15 protein-coding genes and 1 pseudogene are annotated in these 15047 nt (G+C 62.8%); 10 read left to right on the top strand and 6 right to left on the bottom strand.

Features of this window, described 5'->3' with window-relative positions:
* Window positions 1–220: 220 nt before the first annotated feature.
* Complete coding sequence (locus SVXhr_RS03905) at window positions 221–664, bottom strand: hypothetical protein (RefSeq protein WP_275739636.1); 444 nt, start codon at window positions 662–664, stop codon at window positions 221–223.
* 73 nt (window positions 665–737) lie between these two features.
* On the opposite strand from SVXhr_RS03905, the pseudogene SVXhr_RS03900 reads away from it, so the two are divergent.
* The 4 genes and pseudogenes from SVXhr_RS03900 to SVXhr_RS03885 all read left to right on the top strand — a co-directional run.
* Window positions 738–858, top strand: a pseudogene (locus tag SVXhr_RS03900) (D-beta-hydroxybutyrate dehydrogenase); the annotation flags it as partial.
* Window positions 859–881: 23 nt separating this feature from the next.
* Window positions 882–1847 (top strand): patatin-like phospholipase family protein, encoded by a 966-nt coding sequence (locus SVXhr_RS03895; RefSeq protein WP_275739633.1) that lies wholly within the window; start codon window positions 882–884, stop codon window positions 1845–1847.
* A 77-nt stretch (window positions 1848–1924) separates the two neighbouring features.
* Window positions 1925–2611, top strand: coding sequence for a triose-phosphate isomerase (locus tag SVXhr_RS03890; protein WP_275739631.1), 687 nt, complete (start codon window positions 1925–1927; stop codon window positions 2609–2611).
* Between the two features lie 66 nt (window positions 2612–2677).
* Window positions 2678–3517, top strand: coding sequence for an aldo/keto reductase (locus tag SVXhr_RS03885; RefSeq protein ID WP_275739630.1), 840 nt, complete (start codon window positions 2678–2680; stop codon window positions 3515–3517).
* Between the two features lie 16 nt (window positions 3518–3533).
* Here the strand turns inward: SVXhr_RS03885 and SVXhr_RS03880 are convergent, their stop codons facing one another.
* The 5 genes from SVXhr_RS03880 to SVXhr_RS03860 form a co-directional block, all read right to left on the bottom strand.
* Window positions 3534–6233: a PAS domain S-box protein gene (locus tag SVXhr_RS03880; protein ID WP_275739628.1), complete on the bottom strand. Its 2700-nt coding sequence runs from the start codon at window positions 6231–6233 to the stop codon at window positions 3534–3536.
* Window positions 6234–6376: 143 nt separating this feature from the next.
* On the bottom strand, window positions 6377–7033 hold the full coding sequence (fsa, locus tag SVXhr_RS03875; RefSeq protein WP_275739625.1) for a fructose-6-phosphate aldolase: 657 nt from the start codon (window positions 7031–7033) through the stop codon (window positions 6377–6379).
* Window positions 7034–7055: 22 nt separating this feature from the next.
* Window positions 7056–7988 (bottom strand): transketolase family protein, encoded by a 933-nt coding sequence (locus tag SVXhr_RS03870; RefSeq protein ID WP_275739623.1) that lies wholly within the window; start codon window positions 7986–7988, stop codon window positions 7056–7058.
* Window positions 7985–8866, bottom strand: coding sequence for a transketolase (locus SVXhr_RS03865; RefSeq protein WP_275739621.1), 882 nt, complete (start codon window positions 8864–8866; stop codon window positions 7985–7987). The genes SVXhr_RS03870 and SVXhr_RS03865 overlap by 4 nt, the downstream gene beginning before the upstream one ends.
* Before the next feature lie 139 nt (window positions 8867–9005).
* Window positions 9006–10187 (bottom strand): ABC transporter substrate-binding protein, encoded by a 1182-nt coding sequence (locus SVXhr_RS03860; protein ID WP_275739619.1) that lies wholly within the window; start codon window positions 10185–10187, stop codon window positions 9006–9008.
* A 210-nt stretch (window positions 10188–10397) separates the two neighbouring features.
* Between SVXhr_RS03860 and SVXhr_RS03855 the strand changes: the two genes are divergently transcribed.
* From SVXhr_RS03855 to SVXhr_RS03830, 6 genes are all read left to right on the top strand, one after another.
* Window positions 10398–11855, top strand: coding sequence for a glycoside hydrolase family 4 (locus tag SVXhr_RS03855; protein WP_275739618.1), 1458 nt, complete (start codon window positions 10398–10400; stop codon window positions 11853–11855).
* 104 nt (window positions 11856–11959) lie between these two features.
* Complete coding sequence (locus tag SVXhr_RS03850; RefSeq protein ID WP_275739616.1) at window positions 11960–12508, top strand: hypothetical protein; 549 nt, start codon at window positions 11960–11962, stop codon at window positions 12506–12508.
* A 105-nt stretch (window positions 12509–12613) separates the two neighbouring features.
* Complete coding sequence (locus SVXhr_RS03845; protein ID WP_275739614.1) at window positions 12614–13204, top strand: Rrf2 family transcriptional regulator; 591 nt, start codon at window positions 12614–12616, stop codon at window positions 13202–13204.
* A 3-nt stretch (window positions 13205–13207) separates the two neighbouring features.
* Window positions 13208–13690 carry a hypothetical protein gene (locus SVXhr_RS03840; RefSeq protein WP_275739612.1) on the top strand — a complete coding sequence of 161 codons (483 nt, stop codon included), beginning with the start codon at window positions 13208–13210 and terminating at the stop codon, window positions 13688–13690.
* A gap of 176 nt (window positions 13691–13866) precedes the next feature.
* Complete coding sequence (locus tag SVXhr_RS03835) at window positions 13867–14556, top strand: nucleotidyltransferase domain-containing protein (protein WP_275739610.1); 690 nt, start codon at window positions 13867–13869, stop codon at window positions 14554–14556.
* Window positions 14549–15037, top strand: coding sequence for a hypothetical protein (locus SVXhr_RS03830; RefSeq protein WP_275739609.1), 489 nt, complete (start codon window positions 14549–14551; stop codon window positions 15035–15037). Before SVXhr_RS03835 ends, SVXhr_RS03830 begins: the two co-directional genes overlap by 8 nt.
* Window positions 15038–15047: the final 10 nt, after the last annotated feature.

The raw sequence follows: 15047 nt of genomic DNA, 5'->3' as shown, positions 1-15047 counted from the left end.
GAACCTACAAACTACCCGGGTTTAGCTGAGATTGCGCAGGATGGCGGGGGTGGAGTAACCCTGCTGGATGTCGTCCCTGCCCACTTCGGCCCTCCAAGTCACATCCCGCCTCCCTGTGCATTTCGACACCGCCCATTTCCCGTGGGCGTGTGAATCAGCTATCGTATTTTCGAGTACTCCAGCAAAGCAGCGTACGGAACGCGGACGTACTCAAAGACCCTCAACCGGCGTCACCGCTGATGGCAAAGCCGATCGAAATGAGTGCGCCGGTGAGGCCGAAAAAGCCGACGAGCAGGAGTTCGATCGGCGGATCGTCCCTGCGGACGGTGACGATGAGTCCGAATGTGCCGAGGCCAACCACGGCCAGCCCAACAGTCACGACCAGATCCGACCATCCATTCCAGGACGGTTCGAGCGCCGGTTCGAGCCGGGCGAGCCACCAATCTGCGTCGTCGGCCGGCGAATCGGTCGGTGGGGTACGCCCGAACAATCGCCTGAAAGCCGTCCGCCCACCCGATGCGAATAGCGCGGTCAGCGTTGCGACCGCAAAGCCGACCACTACTTCGGGCGACACGAGTCCAATCCGGGCAAACAGGAATGTCAGCACAATCCCGATCCCCGCCAGCCCGGCCAGGACCCCACGAAGAGTGGTGCGATATGCCATCCAGTAGAAGAGAAACGTCGTATTCAAACTTTAGTGTTGCTGGGCTGCAGCGGTTGCTAGCCGGTTCTTCTGGAAGATGATGACGCCCGTCGAGGTCGCGAACCGCTTCGTCTTTGGCTTCTCCAGCCATGCCAGCCCCTCAACGGCGGCGACCTCTGCTTCGAGGGCGGGTGTACACTACCACCTATGAATGAGTGGCGTGTAGAGCAAGTCACAGATGGGTGAGCAAACGAACGTGGCCATCGCCTGCCAGGGCGGCGGCAGCCACACGGCGTTTACAGCGGGTGTCCTCGAGGAGATGCTGCTTGAGTGCGACTGGGAGGATGAGTTCGAACTCGTGGGGATCAGCGGGACCTCCGGCGGGGCGTTCAACGCACTCGCCACCTGGTATGGCCTCGTAACCGATGGCCCCGAACGGGCGGCTGACCTCCTGAACGCGATCTGGGATGATCTCGCGGCCAGTGACTACGGCGATCGGATGCTCAACTCCTGGCTGACAAACATCAACCGGCTGGGCGAGAGCGGCTGGCCCCTCCCCCGGCTCAGCCCCTATCAGGTCCCAGGCAAGGAGATGGGTAAAGAACGCATTCGAGAGGTTTTACAGACCCACATCGACTTCGGTACGATCCCCGAGTTCTGTCGGAGCAAGACGCCGGAGTTGGTCGTCGGGACGGTCAACGTCAACGCGGGCGTCTTCGAAACCTTCGTCGACGAGGACGTCACCGTCGAGGCCGTCCTCGCGTCGGCGGCTGTGCCAAACGTCTTCGAGGCCGTCGAGATTCACGGCCATTACCACTGGGACGGCCTGTTCTCTCAGAATCCGCCCGTCCGGGACATGATGCATCAACCGCCCGAACGCAAGCCCGAGGAACTCTGGATCATCCAGATCAATCCCCAGGAATTGGAAGGCGAACCGACGACCTTAGAGGAGATCGCCGACCGACGAAACGAGCTGTCGGGCAACATCTCGCTGAATCAGGAACTGGGGTTCGTCAGGCAGATCAACGAGTGGGTCGCCGATGGAACACTCCCGACCGAAGAGTTCGCACAGACGGAGATCCACCGCATCGAGATGGGCCGCGATTACCACTGCTCGACCAAACTCGACCGCGATCCCGAGTTCATCGCCGAGTTGATGGACCTCGGTCGAAGGCAGTGTGGAGCGTTTCTCGACCAACGGTGAATCGCTGGCCCGAACCGCCGGATATCGGGGGCGATCCAGCGCGGGATTTTTGCGCGCCACGAGAGTAACCCCCGTCGATGAGTCTGCCGTATCCACACTTCCAGATCAACTTCAAAGTGTATCCGGGGACGTGGGGCGAAGACGGACTCGCGCTCGCGGGGACGATCGAGCGGGTAAGCGAGGAGACCGGCGCGCCGTTCGTCCTGACGCCCCAACTCCCGGACCTGCGATCGGTCGCCCGCGAGACCGACCTCCCCGTCTTCGCGCCGGCCGTCGATCCAGTCGAACCGGGTCGGGGGATGGGCAGGCTGCTCCCCGAAGCGCTGGTCGAGGCGGGAGCGGTCGGGGCGATCATCAACCACGCCGAAAACCGGGATACGCTCGCCGACATCGAGACCAAGATCGAGCGCTGTCAGACGGTCGGGCTGGATGCGATCGTCTGTGTCGACAGCGTCGAAATGGGGCGCGCAGTCGCCGCGTTCGAACCGGACCAGTTGCTCTTCGAACGGCCGGGCGACATCGCGACCGAGCGAGCGATCACCCGGACGCATCCCGACCGCATCAGAGCGTTTCTCGACATGCGCGACGACGTGGCACCGGGGACACCGGTCCGCGTCGGCGGCGGAATCTCGACCGCCGAAGACGTCCGTCGTGCGTTCGAACTCGGGGTGGACGCGACGGGGGCGGCCTCGGCGATCGCGGCTGCGCCGGCTCCCGAAAGCCGACTTCGAGCGATCGGCGAGGTCGTCGCGTCGATCGGGTGACGCCGCGCCCCGGGACGACGGGAACGGTCACGTTAAGGATCGGGCGAGTGAATTTCCACGTGAACCATGACTGTCCCAACCACGACATTGCCGAGTGGCGACGAACTGCCCCTCGTCGGTAAAGGCACCTACGAACTCGAAGGCGAGACCGTCCAGGAACCGGTCGAGATCGCGCTCGAATCGGGGTACACCCATATCGATACCGCCGAGGGGTACATGAACGAGGCCGCCCTGGGCGAGGTCCTCGCCGACCACGACCGCGAGGACCTGTTCCTGACTTCGAAAGTCCTGCCCAAGCACCTCAACTACGAGTCGGTGATCGAGACGGCCAAGCAAACCCTGGCGGACCTGGGGACGGACTATCTCGATCTCTATCTGATCCACTGGCCGAACCCGGCGATCTCCGTGCGAGAAACCATGGACGCGATGGCGACGCTCAAAGCGGAGGGGCTGGTCCGGAACGTCGGCGTCTCGAACTTCAGCCGCTACCAGCTGAGTGCTGCCCAGCACGTCGCCGACGTGCCGATCGCGGTCAATCAGATCGAGTTCAATCCCTACTTCCAGCGCACCGACCTGGTCGAGTACTGCCAGGACAACGACATCGTCGTCGAAGCCGCCGCGCCGATCGCTCGCGGCGAAGTTCTCTCGGATCCGACGCTGCAGGAACTGGGCGAGAAATACGACAAGACGCCCGTTCAGGTCGCCCTCCGGTGGGCGGTCGAGAAGGATATCGTCGTGCTTCCGCGCTCGACCTCCCGAGGTCACATCGAGGAGAACTTCGATCTCTTCGACTTCGAACTCGAAGCGGAAGACCACGCCCGCATCGACGACCTCGATCGTGGCGAGCCGTCCTACGACGACCGCGCCCGGTCGTGGGACGACGACGTCTGGGGCATGGCGGAGTAGCGGTCGCCGAACGGACTCACTCCTCGATGACGTCGACGCCGGTGAACTCGAAGCGTGCGCCGCCGGTCTCGCTTTCCGTGACAGTGACCGTCCAGTCGTGGGCGTCGGCGATCGCCCTGACGATGGCGAGCCCGAATCCCGTCCCCTCGTCGGCTGTGGAGTGACCCAGTTCGAAGACCGTCTCGCGGCTGTCCTCGGGAATGCCCGGGCCGTCGTCTTCGACGTAGAACCCCTCGGCGAGTGAGCCGACCGTGATGGTTACGCCGTCGCCCCCGTGTGTCACGGCATTCGAAACCAGGTTCTCGAACAACTGTTTCAGCCGGCCGGGGTCGGCCCGGATCAGTCGGTCAGTCTCGGCCGAAAGCGTCGCGTCCTCGCCCGTTGGCACCGTCCGCCAGCAGTCCTTGATCGTCCCCGCGATCGCGACCGGTTCCGTCTCGATGGCCGTGCGCCCCTCGATGGCGAGTGCTCGAAGGTCTTCGAGCAGCGAGAGACTTCGCTCGACCGCCGTCCGCGCGTGTTCGAGGTGGGTGCTGTCACACGTCTCTTCGGCGAGTTCGAGTCGGCTCGTGGCGACGTTCAACGGGTTTCGGAGATCGTGGCTGACGACGCTCGAAAACTGTTCGAGGCGCTGGTTTTGGTGTTTCAGGCGTCGCTCGTTCCGGGTTCGATCGGTGACGTCCCGATACAGCCAGAGGTTGGCCTCGCCGTCCGGCAACGTGTAGGGGACGTAATCACGTTCGAGAATGCGCCCATCCTCGAGTTCGAGTCGCTCGTTTTTCACGGGTTCGCGCGCGTCTATCCGTCGTGCTATCCCCTCGATGAAGCCCTCGGGATCGGCGAACAGCCCCTTGAGGTCTTCGGCCGCCCGCCCACAGTCACGGCCGATCAGGTCCTCGGCAGAGGCGGAGACGTCCAAGACAGCCCCCAGTCGCTCGTTGACCATCAAGACGTCCCGATCGGCATCCTCGACGAGAACGCCCATCGGAAGGTGCTCTACGATCGTCCGGAGGACTGTATTGATCTGTTTGCGGTTCCGTTCGCGCTCCTCGCGCTCGGTGACGTCGGCGTTGATCGCGACGAACCGCTCGATCTCCCCCTCCTCGTCCGTGACGGGTGTGATCGTCTGTTCGACGACGTACCGCTCGCCGCTTTTGCGTTCGTTGACAAGCTCACCCTCCCAGGTCTCGCCGTCGAGAATCGTCTCCCAGAGGGTCTCGTAGAACGCTTCGTCGTGTTCGCCGGAGCTGATGATCGCCGAATCGTGGCCGATCGCCTCCTCGGCCGAATACCCGGACTGGGTTTCGAACGCCGGGTTGACGTACTCGATAACCCCGTCAGGATCCGTCCAGTACACCGCGTGACCGGCGTGTTCGACTACCTCACGGAACGCCCGGAGTTGCCGTTCGCGTTCCCCCCAATCGGTGACGTCAGTATACCAGACGTAGTTCCCGACAGGTGATCCGTCGTCGAGTCCGTGCGGAATGATATGCATGATGAACTCCCGGATCCCGTCGCGGGTCAGTCGCTCGACGGTTGCCGTGATCGCCTCACCGTCCGCGGTTCGCTTCCGGAATCGGACATGTTCGTCGTGATACTCCGGAGGGACGAGGACATCCGTCACTTCCTCCCCGACGATGGCATCGCGCTCGAACCCGAAGACAGTCTCGAAGGACTCGTTGACGTCCGTAATATACTGCTTGTGGTCCTCACCCCGTGGACGTGAGGCTGCCACAGGCGTCGGCGCGTTCGCGAACAGTGCCTCCCGACGATCGCGCTCCTCGCGGCGCTTTTCGTCGATGGCAAAGGAGTGAAGCGCATGGCCGATATCAGCCCCGAGTTCCGAAAGTAAGTCGCGTTCGTCCCCGTCGAACGGCTGCGGTTCGTCCGCGTACAGCGTGAGGACGCCGTACAGTGTATCCTCGTGTTCGAGCGGGACGGCCGCGACCGACTGGAAGCCACGGGCGGTCGCCGCGTCCGCCCACCGGTCGAGGTCGGGATCCTCGGCGATGTTCTGGGAGACAGCGACACGTCGCTCCCGCGCCGCGGTCCCGGTTGGGCCTTTCCCCGTCGGGCTCTCGTCAGCCGTGACCGTGATCTCCTCGAGATACCCGTCGCTCTCGCCGGCCCGCTCCCGGACGACGAGTCGGTCCGTGTCCGGATCGACCGTGCCGATCCACGCGAACTCGTAGCGATCGGTGTCCACGATACGTTCACAGACGGCAGCCTCCGCTTCTTCACGGGAATCCGCCCGGACTAACACCTGATTGAGGTCGCTGGCGAGCGACCGGATCCGATCAAGTTTGGCCGCACGCTGCCCGGAGCGATACTGGGCAACGGCGTTCCGGATGCGGTTTTCGAGTAGCTCGTACTGTTCGGTCCCGCCACCCTTCTGGAGGTAATCGGTCGCCCCGGCAGTGATGGCCTCGCTGGCGACTTCTTCGCTCCCCTTGCCGGTATAGAGAATGAACGGGAGGTCGGGATCGTCCGCCCGAACTGCCTCGAGGAACTCGATGCCGTCCATTCCCGGCATCGCATAGTCGGAGATCAGACAGTCAAACTGCCCCCCAGAGAGCCGCTCAAGCGCCTCGGTCGCGCTCGTCGCTGTTTCGACCGTGATGTCCGCGTCCCGTTCGAGCATCTCAGCGACGACTGCCGCGAGGTCCGCTTGGTCGTCAACGTGCAGGACGTTGATGCCCGTCGATGCATCCGTCATCAATACTACCAGTTCGCTCCCCTAATTCAAAAGGCTGCGGTGGCAATTCTCAGAACAGAGACTGTGACGGACCCGTCCAAAACAAGACGGCGAAACGACGGATGTTCCGTCAGGGCGATCGGCGAATCCCTAGAGAGACGGCGTCACTTCAGTGCGGGACTTTCGCGGTCGCCCCAGTCGTCGAGGAACGCTTCGAGTCCGCTGTCGGTTCGCGGGTGATCGAACATCGAGTCTGCCACGTCCGGCGGCAAGGTCGCGATGTCCGCACCGGCTTTGGCGACTTCCTGGACGTGGAAGGGGTGGCGGATCGACGCCGCGAGGATGTCCGTCTCGAAGTCGTAGTTGTCGTAGACAGTCCGGATGTCCTCGATGAGTTCGACGCCGTCGTGGCCGTTGTCGTCCAGTCGACCGATGAACGGCGAGACCATCGTCGCGCCGTTCTTGGCGGCGATGAGCGCCTGGTTGACGGAGAAGATCAGCGTGATGTTGGTCTGGACACCCTCATCGGAGAGGGTCCGGAGGGCCTTCATGCCGTCACGAGTCATCGGGAGCTTCACCGCGATGTTGTCGCCCCAGGTGTCGTACTCCCGGGCCTCCTCGAGCATCTCCTCGTAGTCGGTCGCGATGACCTCGACGCTGATCGGACCGTCGACGAACTCCGTCAGTTCGTCGATGATGTCCCGGTACTCCCGGTCGGTCCCGGCGACCAGCGACGGGTTCGTCGTGACCCCGTCGACAAGTCCGAGGTCGTATGCTTCCCGTACGTTTTCGACTTCCGCTGAATCGATGTATGTTCTCATGGTTGCAATCGGTCTAGTCGGCTCAGGCCAGTAGGTCTTTCGCCGTCTCGGCGATGTCCTCGCCGGTGAAGCCGTAGTACTCGTAGAGATCCAGCCCGTTGCCGGAGGTGCCGAACTCGTCCTCGATGCCGATCCGTTTCATGGGGGTCGGGCGCTGCTCGGCCAGGACCTCGGCGACGGCGCTGCCCAGGCCGCCGTAGATGTTGTGGTCCTCGGCTGTGAGAATCGCGCCGGTCTGCTCGGCGGATTCGACGACCAGCTCCTCGTCAAGGGGCTTGATCGTCGACATGTTGATCACGCGGGCGTCGATGCCATCGTCGGCCAGGACTTCGGCTGCTTCCTGGACGACGTGGACCATCGCACCGTGAGCGATCAGCGTCACATCCGTGCCGTCACGGAGGACTTCACCCGTGCCGATCTCGGGTTCGTACTCGTCCTCGTCGTGGATGACGGGCACGGACTCACGGATCAGTCGGAGGTAGGCCGGATCGTCGTCCTCGGCGAGGGCAGTCACGAGCGCGTTGGCCTCGACGGCGTCGGCCGGCGAGATGACACGCAGGTTCGGGATCCCGCGATAGGCGGAAATGTCTTCGACGGTCTGGGCGCTGGGGCCGTCCTCGCCCGTGATGACGCCGGCGTGACTGCCGACGACGGTCACGTTGCGCTTCGGGCGGGCGATCTGCTGGCGAACCTGTTCGAAGCCACGCTGAGAGAAGATGGCAAAGGTGTTGGCGAAGACCGGCCGACCGGTCTCGGCGATACCGGCCGCCGTCGCGAACAGATCCTGCTCGGAGATGCCGACGTTGATCCAGCGCTCGGGGTACTCGTCACGGAACCAGCCCCCGCGGGTGGATTTCGCCAGGTCGGCGTCCATGACGATGAAGTCCTCGCGTTCCTCAGCCTCGCGCAACAGTCCGTTCCCGAACCCGTTCCGGGTCGAAATCTTCTCGCTCATTTGGTCGTCACCTCCACAGTGTCGGGGTCGAACCCAAGTTCTTCCATCGCCTCCGCAAGTTCGTCGTCGGTGATCGCGCCGGCGTGATAGCCGTTGGGCTGGGCTTCCATGAAGTCGATCGGGTAGCCCTTGACGGTGTTGGCGATCAACAGTCGCGGACCGTCCGCCTCGTTGATTTCATCGAAGGCGTCGGCGATCTCACCGAAGTCGTGGCCGTCGACCTCCCAGACGTCCCAGCCGAAGGATTCGAACTTCTCGTCGAGCGGGTCGATTTCCATCGTCTCGGCGACGGGAAGGTCGTTCTGTTTTTTGTTGCGGTCGACGATCGCGACGACGTCCAGTCCCTTCTCGCCCGCGGACATCGCGGCCTCCCAGATGTTGCCTTCCTGGGTCTCGCCGTCGCCAAGGATGGCGTAGACGTCGTAATCGGCGTCGTCGAAGTCGGCTCCCATCGCCTGCCCGTTGGCGTACGAGAGCCCCTGGCCGAGCGATCCCGAGGGGAATTCGACGCCCGGGACCTTCGGCGAGGAGTGGCCCGGAAGCTCGCCGCCGAGGCGGCGGAACTCCTCGTTGGGATCACAATCGACGAAGTCGTATCGAGCGAGCAACGCGTACAGAACCGGACACGCGTGACCTTTGCTGTAGATGAGACGGTCACGGTCCGGATCGTCCGGGTTCTCGGGATCGACGTTCAGTTCCTCGTTGTACAGCCAGAGCAAATACTCGACGGCCGAAAGCGAACCGCCTGGATGCCCTGACTGGGCCGCATAGACCATCTCGATGATGTCTCTGCGGACTTCCTGTGCTGTCTGGCGATACTGCTCGATTCGATCGTCCAGATCGCCATCTGACGTACTATTTCCAGGCAAACTTTTCACCCGGCGAGATTTTCCCATTTCGGCAGTAAAAAGCTTCCTATCGGCCGTAGTCACCGTCGAATCGTGGCCGTCTTTTGACGTCTGATCGATGAGTTCGAAGCGTCGCGGTCGGGGGCGGCCGACGACGCATCTGCTACCGCTACGTTTCGGAGAGGGCGTCGACAAGTCGATCGGCAGTGGACGCGGGCTCCGGCTCCGAGACGAACTCGGCCATCAGTGATTTGACCTCGATGAGTGTCTCGGGATGGACCGCCAGCCCGTGGGCGATCGACGGCGGTTGAGAGGTGGCGGCGTCGAAATCGTCCCGCTGGTCCTGCAGGAACGGCGTGAACTCGGACGGATCGGTGTCGGTCCGGGGCGGCATCGACCCCTTGTGGCGGTTGAACGCGGTCTGTGCCTCCTGTGACCCGGCGTAGGCGAGGAACTCGTCGATGGCCGTCGTGTCCGCCTCGGAACTCGACGGGACGAGCGCGTCCATGTTGAGCGGGTAGTCGCCCTCGGTCCCCGGGAACGGGATCGCGTCCCAGGTCTCGCCGTAGGCGTCCTGGTCATAGGCACTCGCGGCCCAATCGCCCATCAAGAACAGCGCACCCTCGTCGTCGACGAAGTGGGCGTTGGCATCCGGCAGCGAGGCGAACTGGGCGTCGTCGTTGGCAAAGTCGAGATATCGCGCCAGCACCGAAAGCGTCGTCTCGATCGCGTCGCGATGGCGCCCCGGGTTCCCGTCGACGACATCGCGGTACGTCCGGGCGTCGGTCTCCCCGAGCAGGATCGTCTCCCAGACGTGGATGGTTCCCCAGGGATTGCGAAGTGCCATCAAAAAGGGCGTCACGTCGAGTGCGCCCTCGAGCTGTTCGAGGACGTCGACAAACGCCCGCGGCGAGTTAGCGTCGATATCGACGCCAGCCTCCTCGATCATCTCGACGTTGTAAAACAGGTTGTTGATCCGGTGGATGTTCAGCGGGATCGCGTGATAGGTGCCGTCGAAGCGGACCTGTTCTTTGGCCCCATCGGTGAAGACTTCCTCGAAGCCGTTGTCCTCCCAGATGTGGGTGATGTCCCGGACTGCACCGGAATCGATGTACGGCGTGACGTGCTGGCCCGGCCATTCGATCCAGGCGTCCGGGGCTCGTTCCTGGAGAATCCGTATCTTGACCCGGATGGAGAGATCATCGGCCGACGTTGTCGTCTCCTCGACAGTGTAGGACGTCCGTCGCTCGTAGCCGTCAACGAGCGCGTTCAGCGCTGCCCCGCCCCACTCAGCCCCCACTAACTGGTGTAAAAGCTCGAAGCGCTGCTGTGTCGACTGGGTCTGTGCCATATCCCGGACGTAGCTTGCCGACCCTCTTAAGTATACGTCTGTCCCGATTGTTGAATGTCGAAACACACCGACAGGACTACCGGGACCGAACGCGCGACGCCCACCGGTTCGGCCCCGGTCGTGTGACCGTTACGAACAATTAGTTCCGATTTTCGAAAACACTATACGATCACATGGACATCGGCTACCCGGAGCCCCTGACGACATACAATGACGGAATCAGTACACGGCGTACAGGCGGAGGGTATCGATACCGACGACGTGACGATCGCCTACATCGGCGGCGGGAGCCGCGAATGGGCACCGAAGTTCTTCCGGGACCTCGCGCTCTCGGACCTCTCGGGGGAAGTGCGACTACACGACATCGACCACGAGAGCGCAGAGCTCAACGCCGAATTCGGCAACTGGGTCCAGGATCGCGACGAGGTCGAGGCCGAATGGGAGTACGAGGCCGTCGCGGATCGCGACGAGGCGCTCGACGGTGCTGACGTCGTCGTCCTCTCGACGCAGTACAACCCCGCGGAGACGTTCGTCCACGACCTCGACATCCCGAAGGACCACGGTATCTACGGCGCGGTCGCCGCCACGATCGGCCCGGGCGGGATCTTCCGGGCGATGCGGACGATCCCCGTCTACCGGGAGTTCGCCGCCTCCATCCGCGAGCAGTGTCCCGACGCCTGGGTGTTCAACTTCACCAACCCCGTCCACTTCGTCACCCGCGCACTGTACGACGAGTATCCCGACATCAACGCTGTCGGCTTCTGTCACGAAGTGCTGTGGACGCGCCATCATCTGGCGAAGATCGTCGAGGAGGAACTCGACGAAGAGGCCGAGCGCTCGGACATCTCGATCAACGTCAAGGGTATCAACCACTTCACGTGGATCGACGAAGCCCGATACAAGGGCCGGGATCTCTGGCCGCTACTCGAGGACCTGGTCGATACCGATCGCGCGAACCGCGAGTTCACGCCCGAGGATCTCGAAGACGACTCGCCGTTCACTGACAAACAACAGGTCACCTGGGAACTGTTCCGCCGCTTTGGCGTCTTCCCGGCGGCGGGCGATCGCCACCTCGTCGAGTACGCGACGTCGTTCCTCGTCGGCGGCAAGGAGGGACTCAACCGCTGGGGTGTCAAACGGACCACCAGCGACTATCGCGCGAAACACTGGAACCCTGCCGAGTCCGACCAGACTACCAACGTCGAGGCCTGGATGGACGGCGATCGGGAGTTCGACCTCTACCACTCGAACGAGATCTTCGACGACATGGTCGCAGCACTCGGCGGCGAGGACACGATGGTGGCGAACGTCAACATGCCCAACGAGGGCCAGGTCACCGACCTCGAGGACGGAGCCGTCGTCGAGACCAACGCCGTGGTCCGCGAGGGCGAGATCAAGCCGACCACCGCCGGCGGGTTCCCCCGCCCGGTCCGGTCGTTGATCGACGGCCACGTCGACACCATCGAGACGATCATCGAAGCCTCCCGCACCGGTGACGTCGATGCAGCCTTCGCCGGCTTCCTGCTCGACCAGCAGGTCCGGACGCTCCAGACCGAGGAGGCTCGCGAGATGTTCGCCGAGTTAGTCGCTGCCGAGGAGGAGTATCTCCAGGACTGGGATCTCGACGGCTCGGACGTACTGGCCGAAGCCGACGCCTACGACGCCTAAACTGTTCGCTTCGTTTTCGAGCGACACCGCCGATCGAAGACACGACGATCCACGCGCAGGTCGCCACGATTTATGCCGTCCGTCCGCGATGATTCGAATCCCGCATGAATTCGCTCCCGTGGCTGCTCGATTGGCCCCCGAGTCGCGGTACGATCGCCGTCTTCGTGGTCCTGACTGCATTCAGCGTCGGGACGCTCGTGCTGTTCGGCGGCGTGACTGACGAAGCTACGGCCGAGAACGTCACCATCGAGTCAACCGACCTCACCGTCCGATTGAACGACGAGGTGACGTTCCCGGACGTGGAAAATGACTCGGTGCAAACGTGTATGGGATACGGAACGCCGGGTGACAGTATCAGCGTCCTCGGGGACGTGTCCGTCCGGATCCCGGCCGAGAGAACCCGAACCGACGCGAGGGCGGAGCGACTGACACTCGCAGTGAGTATCGATCACACGGCCGAACGGACCACGCAGCCACTGACGCGGACCGGCGACGTGACGACGGACGTCTTCTGGATCCTGGACGACGACGAAACCCTCGCCGTGAACGAGACGGCAGGGGTTGAAATCAGCGTGCTGTCGGGTAATTCGACGGTGGCCAACAGCACAACGTCAATCCCTGTCAAAAAGGGGACGCGAACCTACGACTGCTGACTGGCCAGCGACAGAGATCTCGAAGGAAGGAATGCCGGAACGAAGAGTGAAGGGAGTATAGAACCGTACCGAAGGACTATGTTACTCCAACCAGTAGCTGTCCACATGAACGATCAAAGTCAACCGGAAGAGTTCGCGGATGTCAACGAGGTGGTCGAAGACGAATGGGAGGCCGAGACGACTCCCTACGAACGCATCCGGCACGTCGTCGCCCACGCGTACTCCCCGGTCTCGGCCGATGCAGTCGCCGAAGACGCGCTAACGACCCCGAAGACGGCGCGAAAACACCTCGAGACGCTCGCCGAGGAGGGGTTCGTCGAGACGTCGCCAGGCGAGCATGGCGGCACGCTGTATTGCCGGTCCCCGGAATCACTCGTCGTCGAACAGGCCGCGGACATCCTCGAGCACGTCTCGACTGACGAACTCGTCACGCGGGTCACCGAGATGCGTGAGCGACTCAACGAGTACCGCACCGAGTACGGCGTCGATTCCCCGGAAGAACTCGCCGTCGAGCGGACGAATCAAACGCTGTCCGAGTCTGGTTCCGCCGGGCAGGAGATCGATCCGGAAACGGTCCGTGACTGGAAGACGCTCCGTCGAAACCTCGCGTTCGCGAACGCTGCCCTCTCGATCGGGACCGCCGAGCAGTTCGTCGGCGAGGACGATCGCTCGACTGACGAGAGCATTCCCGCCTGAGACATGACGGGGCCGACCGATCAGCCGGAACAGCATAGCCTTCGAGGAGCAATAGATCGCCCGGCACTACTCACCATTCGGGATATCGTCGAGGAGATGGAACCGCTCGCGACAGCCCGACTCGACGACTATCTCGATCCGTCACGTGTCGAAGTCACTCTCGACGACGGACTCGGTGAGGCAGACAGCGCACGGATCGATATCCGATGGACGACACGGGGAGACTACGCGTTCCACTATACGGACACGGACGGGGTGAACGTCCGCTGGGGGAGCCATCCCCACGGGAGTGAATATAAACGGGTCAATGGACTCGAACACCATCACCCACCGCCGGATGCGAGTTCCGATCCTGACGAGGTCCAGGACTCCTGCATCACACAGTCTTCGGAGGCACTCCTCACCCGTGCCGTCCTCAAACTCTGGCGTGTGGCCTACCACACCGACGCATACGAACCTCTCAACGCGGGGAGCAACCCGCCATAGGACAGTACGCAGGACTTTCGTGTTCGTAACGTTGAACTCAGCAGTGTCGACGATCTCGGCCGCGGACCTCCAGAGCGCTTGGTGCTCCGTCGTATTTTTCCCCTCACTGGCCCTCATGTCCGGTTCGACCCCTCACAGCCGCTATTTATTTATACCTCGTTGTACAAATCCGGATAGTGTCCGAGAATACAAAACAAGGGATAAAAGCCTGCATCGATGTCCGTCCAGAGAGCGATGTCGACGTCTTCCGCATCGAGGCGGCTGACCAGATACTCCGCCTGCTAGCGGACGCTCACGAGACGGAATTCACGATCGCCGAACTCGTCGACGTGACCGGGGCCGCCCGATCGACCGTCTGGCGGGCCGTCGATCTCCTCGACAGCATCGGCGTCGTTCGCATCAGGGAAACGCCACAGCGGAACTACGTCGCCATCGACCCGGAGCGACTCCGGAAAAACGACCCGATCCTCGCCATCGAACAGCCCGCGTTCCACGCCCCGGTCCGAACGTTCGTCCAGCGAGTCCGGGAGGCGGTCGAGGAGGCCGACGCCATCGAAGACCTGGTGGGGATCGTCGTCTTTGGGAGTGTCGCCCGGGGGACCGCCGACAGACAGAGTGATATCGATCTGTTCGTCGTCATCGAAGGCGATCGAACGACGGCGAGAAGACTAGTGACTGATGTTGTCGCTGACCTCCGTGAGGAGCGTTTCCACGGCGATCGATTCGACTTCGAGCCGTACGTCGAATCAGCCGCGAGTGCCCAACGGGCCGGAGAAAAACTGCAGGATATCTTCGAAGAGGGCCTCACTGTCTACGGTGACGATCGGCTGCAGTCCATCCGCAAGGCGGTGTTCGCCAATGAGTAGCACCCGTATCGAACAGCTTATCGACGACGTGCAAGCCGCGTTCGATCGGCCACCACGGGAAATCGAAGAGGGTCTCGACGTCGAAGACGCTGCACTCCTGCAGCTACGTAAAGCGTGCCGGTTGCTCGCCGGTGCCGAGTCGCTTCGTCGTGATGGCTACTTCACGCTCGTGATCGAGGCGTCCTTCGTCGCCATCGAGCGATCGATCGAGTTTCGATTGCTGGAGCGGGGGACACTGCAGCCTACCGATCTGCCGGGCACACACCCGGGTGTGTACCGCGAGGCAGCGGCCGCCGGGATCGTCGCCGAATCGACAGCCGAGGATCTGGCGGATCTCTGGCGCGACCATCGGGCAAAAACCTACTACCAGGACGGGCTCGCAGCGGCGGACCGAGCCGACGAAACGTACGCACTCGCGAGTGAGATTCACTCCTTCGTCGTCGGCCGTTCCTCACAGGGATTTGAGTGTCTCTGTGAGTGATGGCGATCTA

Origin of the sequence: Halorhabdus sp. SVX81 (assembly GCF_029207715.1) — an archaeon.
Classification (GTDB): domain Archaea; phylum Halobacteriota; class Halobacteria; order Halobacteriales; family Haloarculaceae; genus Halorhabdus.
Note: the sequence above shows the minus strand (reverse complement) of the source record. Positions and strands in the feature narration are given on the sequence as shown.

What these genes read in the sequence shown, in the direction of transcription:
- SVXhr_RS03905 (WP_275739636.1), bottom strand. Translation starts at nt 664, where the DNA reads ATGGCATATCGCACCACTCTTCGTGGGGTCCTGGCCGGGCTGGCGGGG.
- SVXhr_RS03855 (WP_275739618.1), top strand. Translation starts at nt 10,398, where the DNA reads ATGACGGAATCAGTACACGGCGTACAGGCGGAGGGTATCGATACCGAC.
- fsa (WP_275739625.1), bottom strand. Translation starts at nt 7,033, where the DNA reads ATGAGAACATACATCGATTCAGCGGAAGTCGAAAACGTACGGGAAGCA.
- SVXhr_RS03845 (WP_275739614.1), top strand. Translation starts at nt 12,614, where the DNA reads ATGAACGATCAAAGTCAACCGGAAGAGTTCGCGGATGTCAACGAGGTG.
- SVXhr_RS03850 (WP_275739616.1), top strand. Translation starts at nt 11,960, where the DNA reads ATGAATTCGCTCCCGTGGCTGCTCGATTGGCCCCCGAGTCGCGGTACG.
- SVXhr_RS03830 (WP_275739609.1), top strand. Translation starts at nt 14,549, where the DNA reads ATGAGTAGCACCCGTATCGAACAGCTTATCGACGACGTGCAAGCCGCG.
- SVXhr_RS03895 (WP_275739633.1), top strand. Translation starts at nt 882, where the DNA reads ATGGGTGAGCAAACGAACGTGGCCATCGCCTGCCAGGGCGGCGGCAGC.
- SVXhr_RS03840 (WP_275739612.1), top strand. Translation starts at nt 13,208, where the DNA reads ATGACGGGGCCGACCGATCAGCCGGAACAGCATAGCCTTCGAGGAGCA.
- SVXhr_RS03885 (WP_275739630.1), top strand. Translation starts at nt 2,678, where the DNA reads ATGACTGTCCCAACCACGACATTGCCGAGTGGCGACGAACTGCCCCTC.
- SVXhr_RS03880 (WP_275739628.1), bottom strand. Translation starts at nt 6,233, where the DNA reads ATGACGGATGCATCGACGGGCATCAACGTCCTGCACGTTGACGACCAA.
- SVXhr_RS03860 (WP_275739619.1), bottom strand. Translation starts at nt 10,187, where the DNA reads ATGGCACAGACCCAGTCGACACAGCAGCGCTTCGAGCTTTTACACCAG.
- SVXhr_RS03870 (WP_275739623.1), bottom strand. Translation starts at nt 7,988, where the DNA reads ATGAGCGAGAAGATTTCGACCCGGAACGGGTTCGGGAACGGACTGTTG.
- SVXhr_RS03890 (WP_275739631.1), top strand. Translation starts at nt 1,925, where the DNA reads ATGAGTCTGCCGTATCCACACTTCCAGATCAACTTCAAAGTGTATCCG.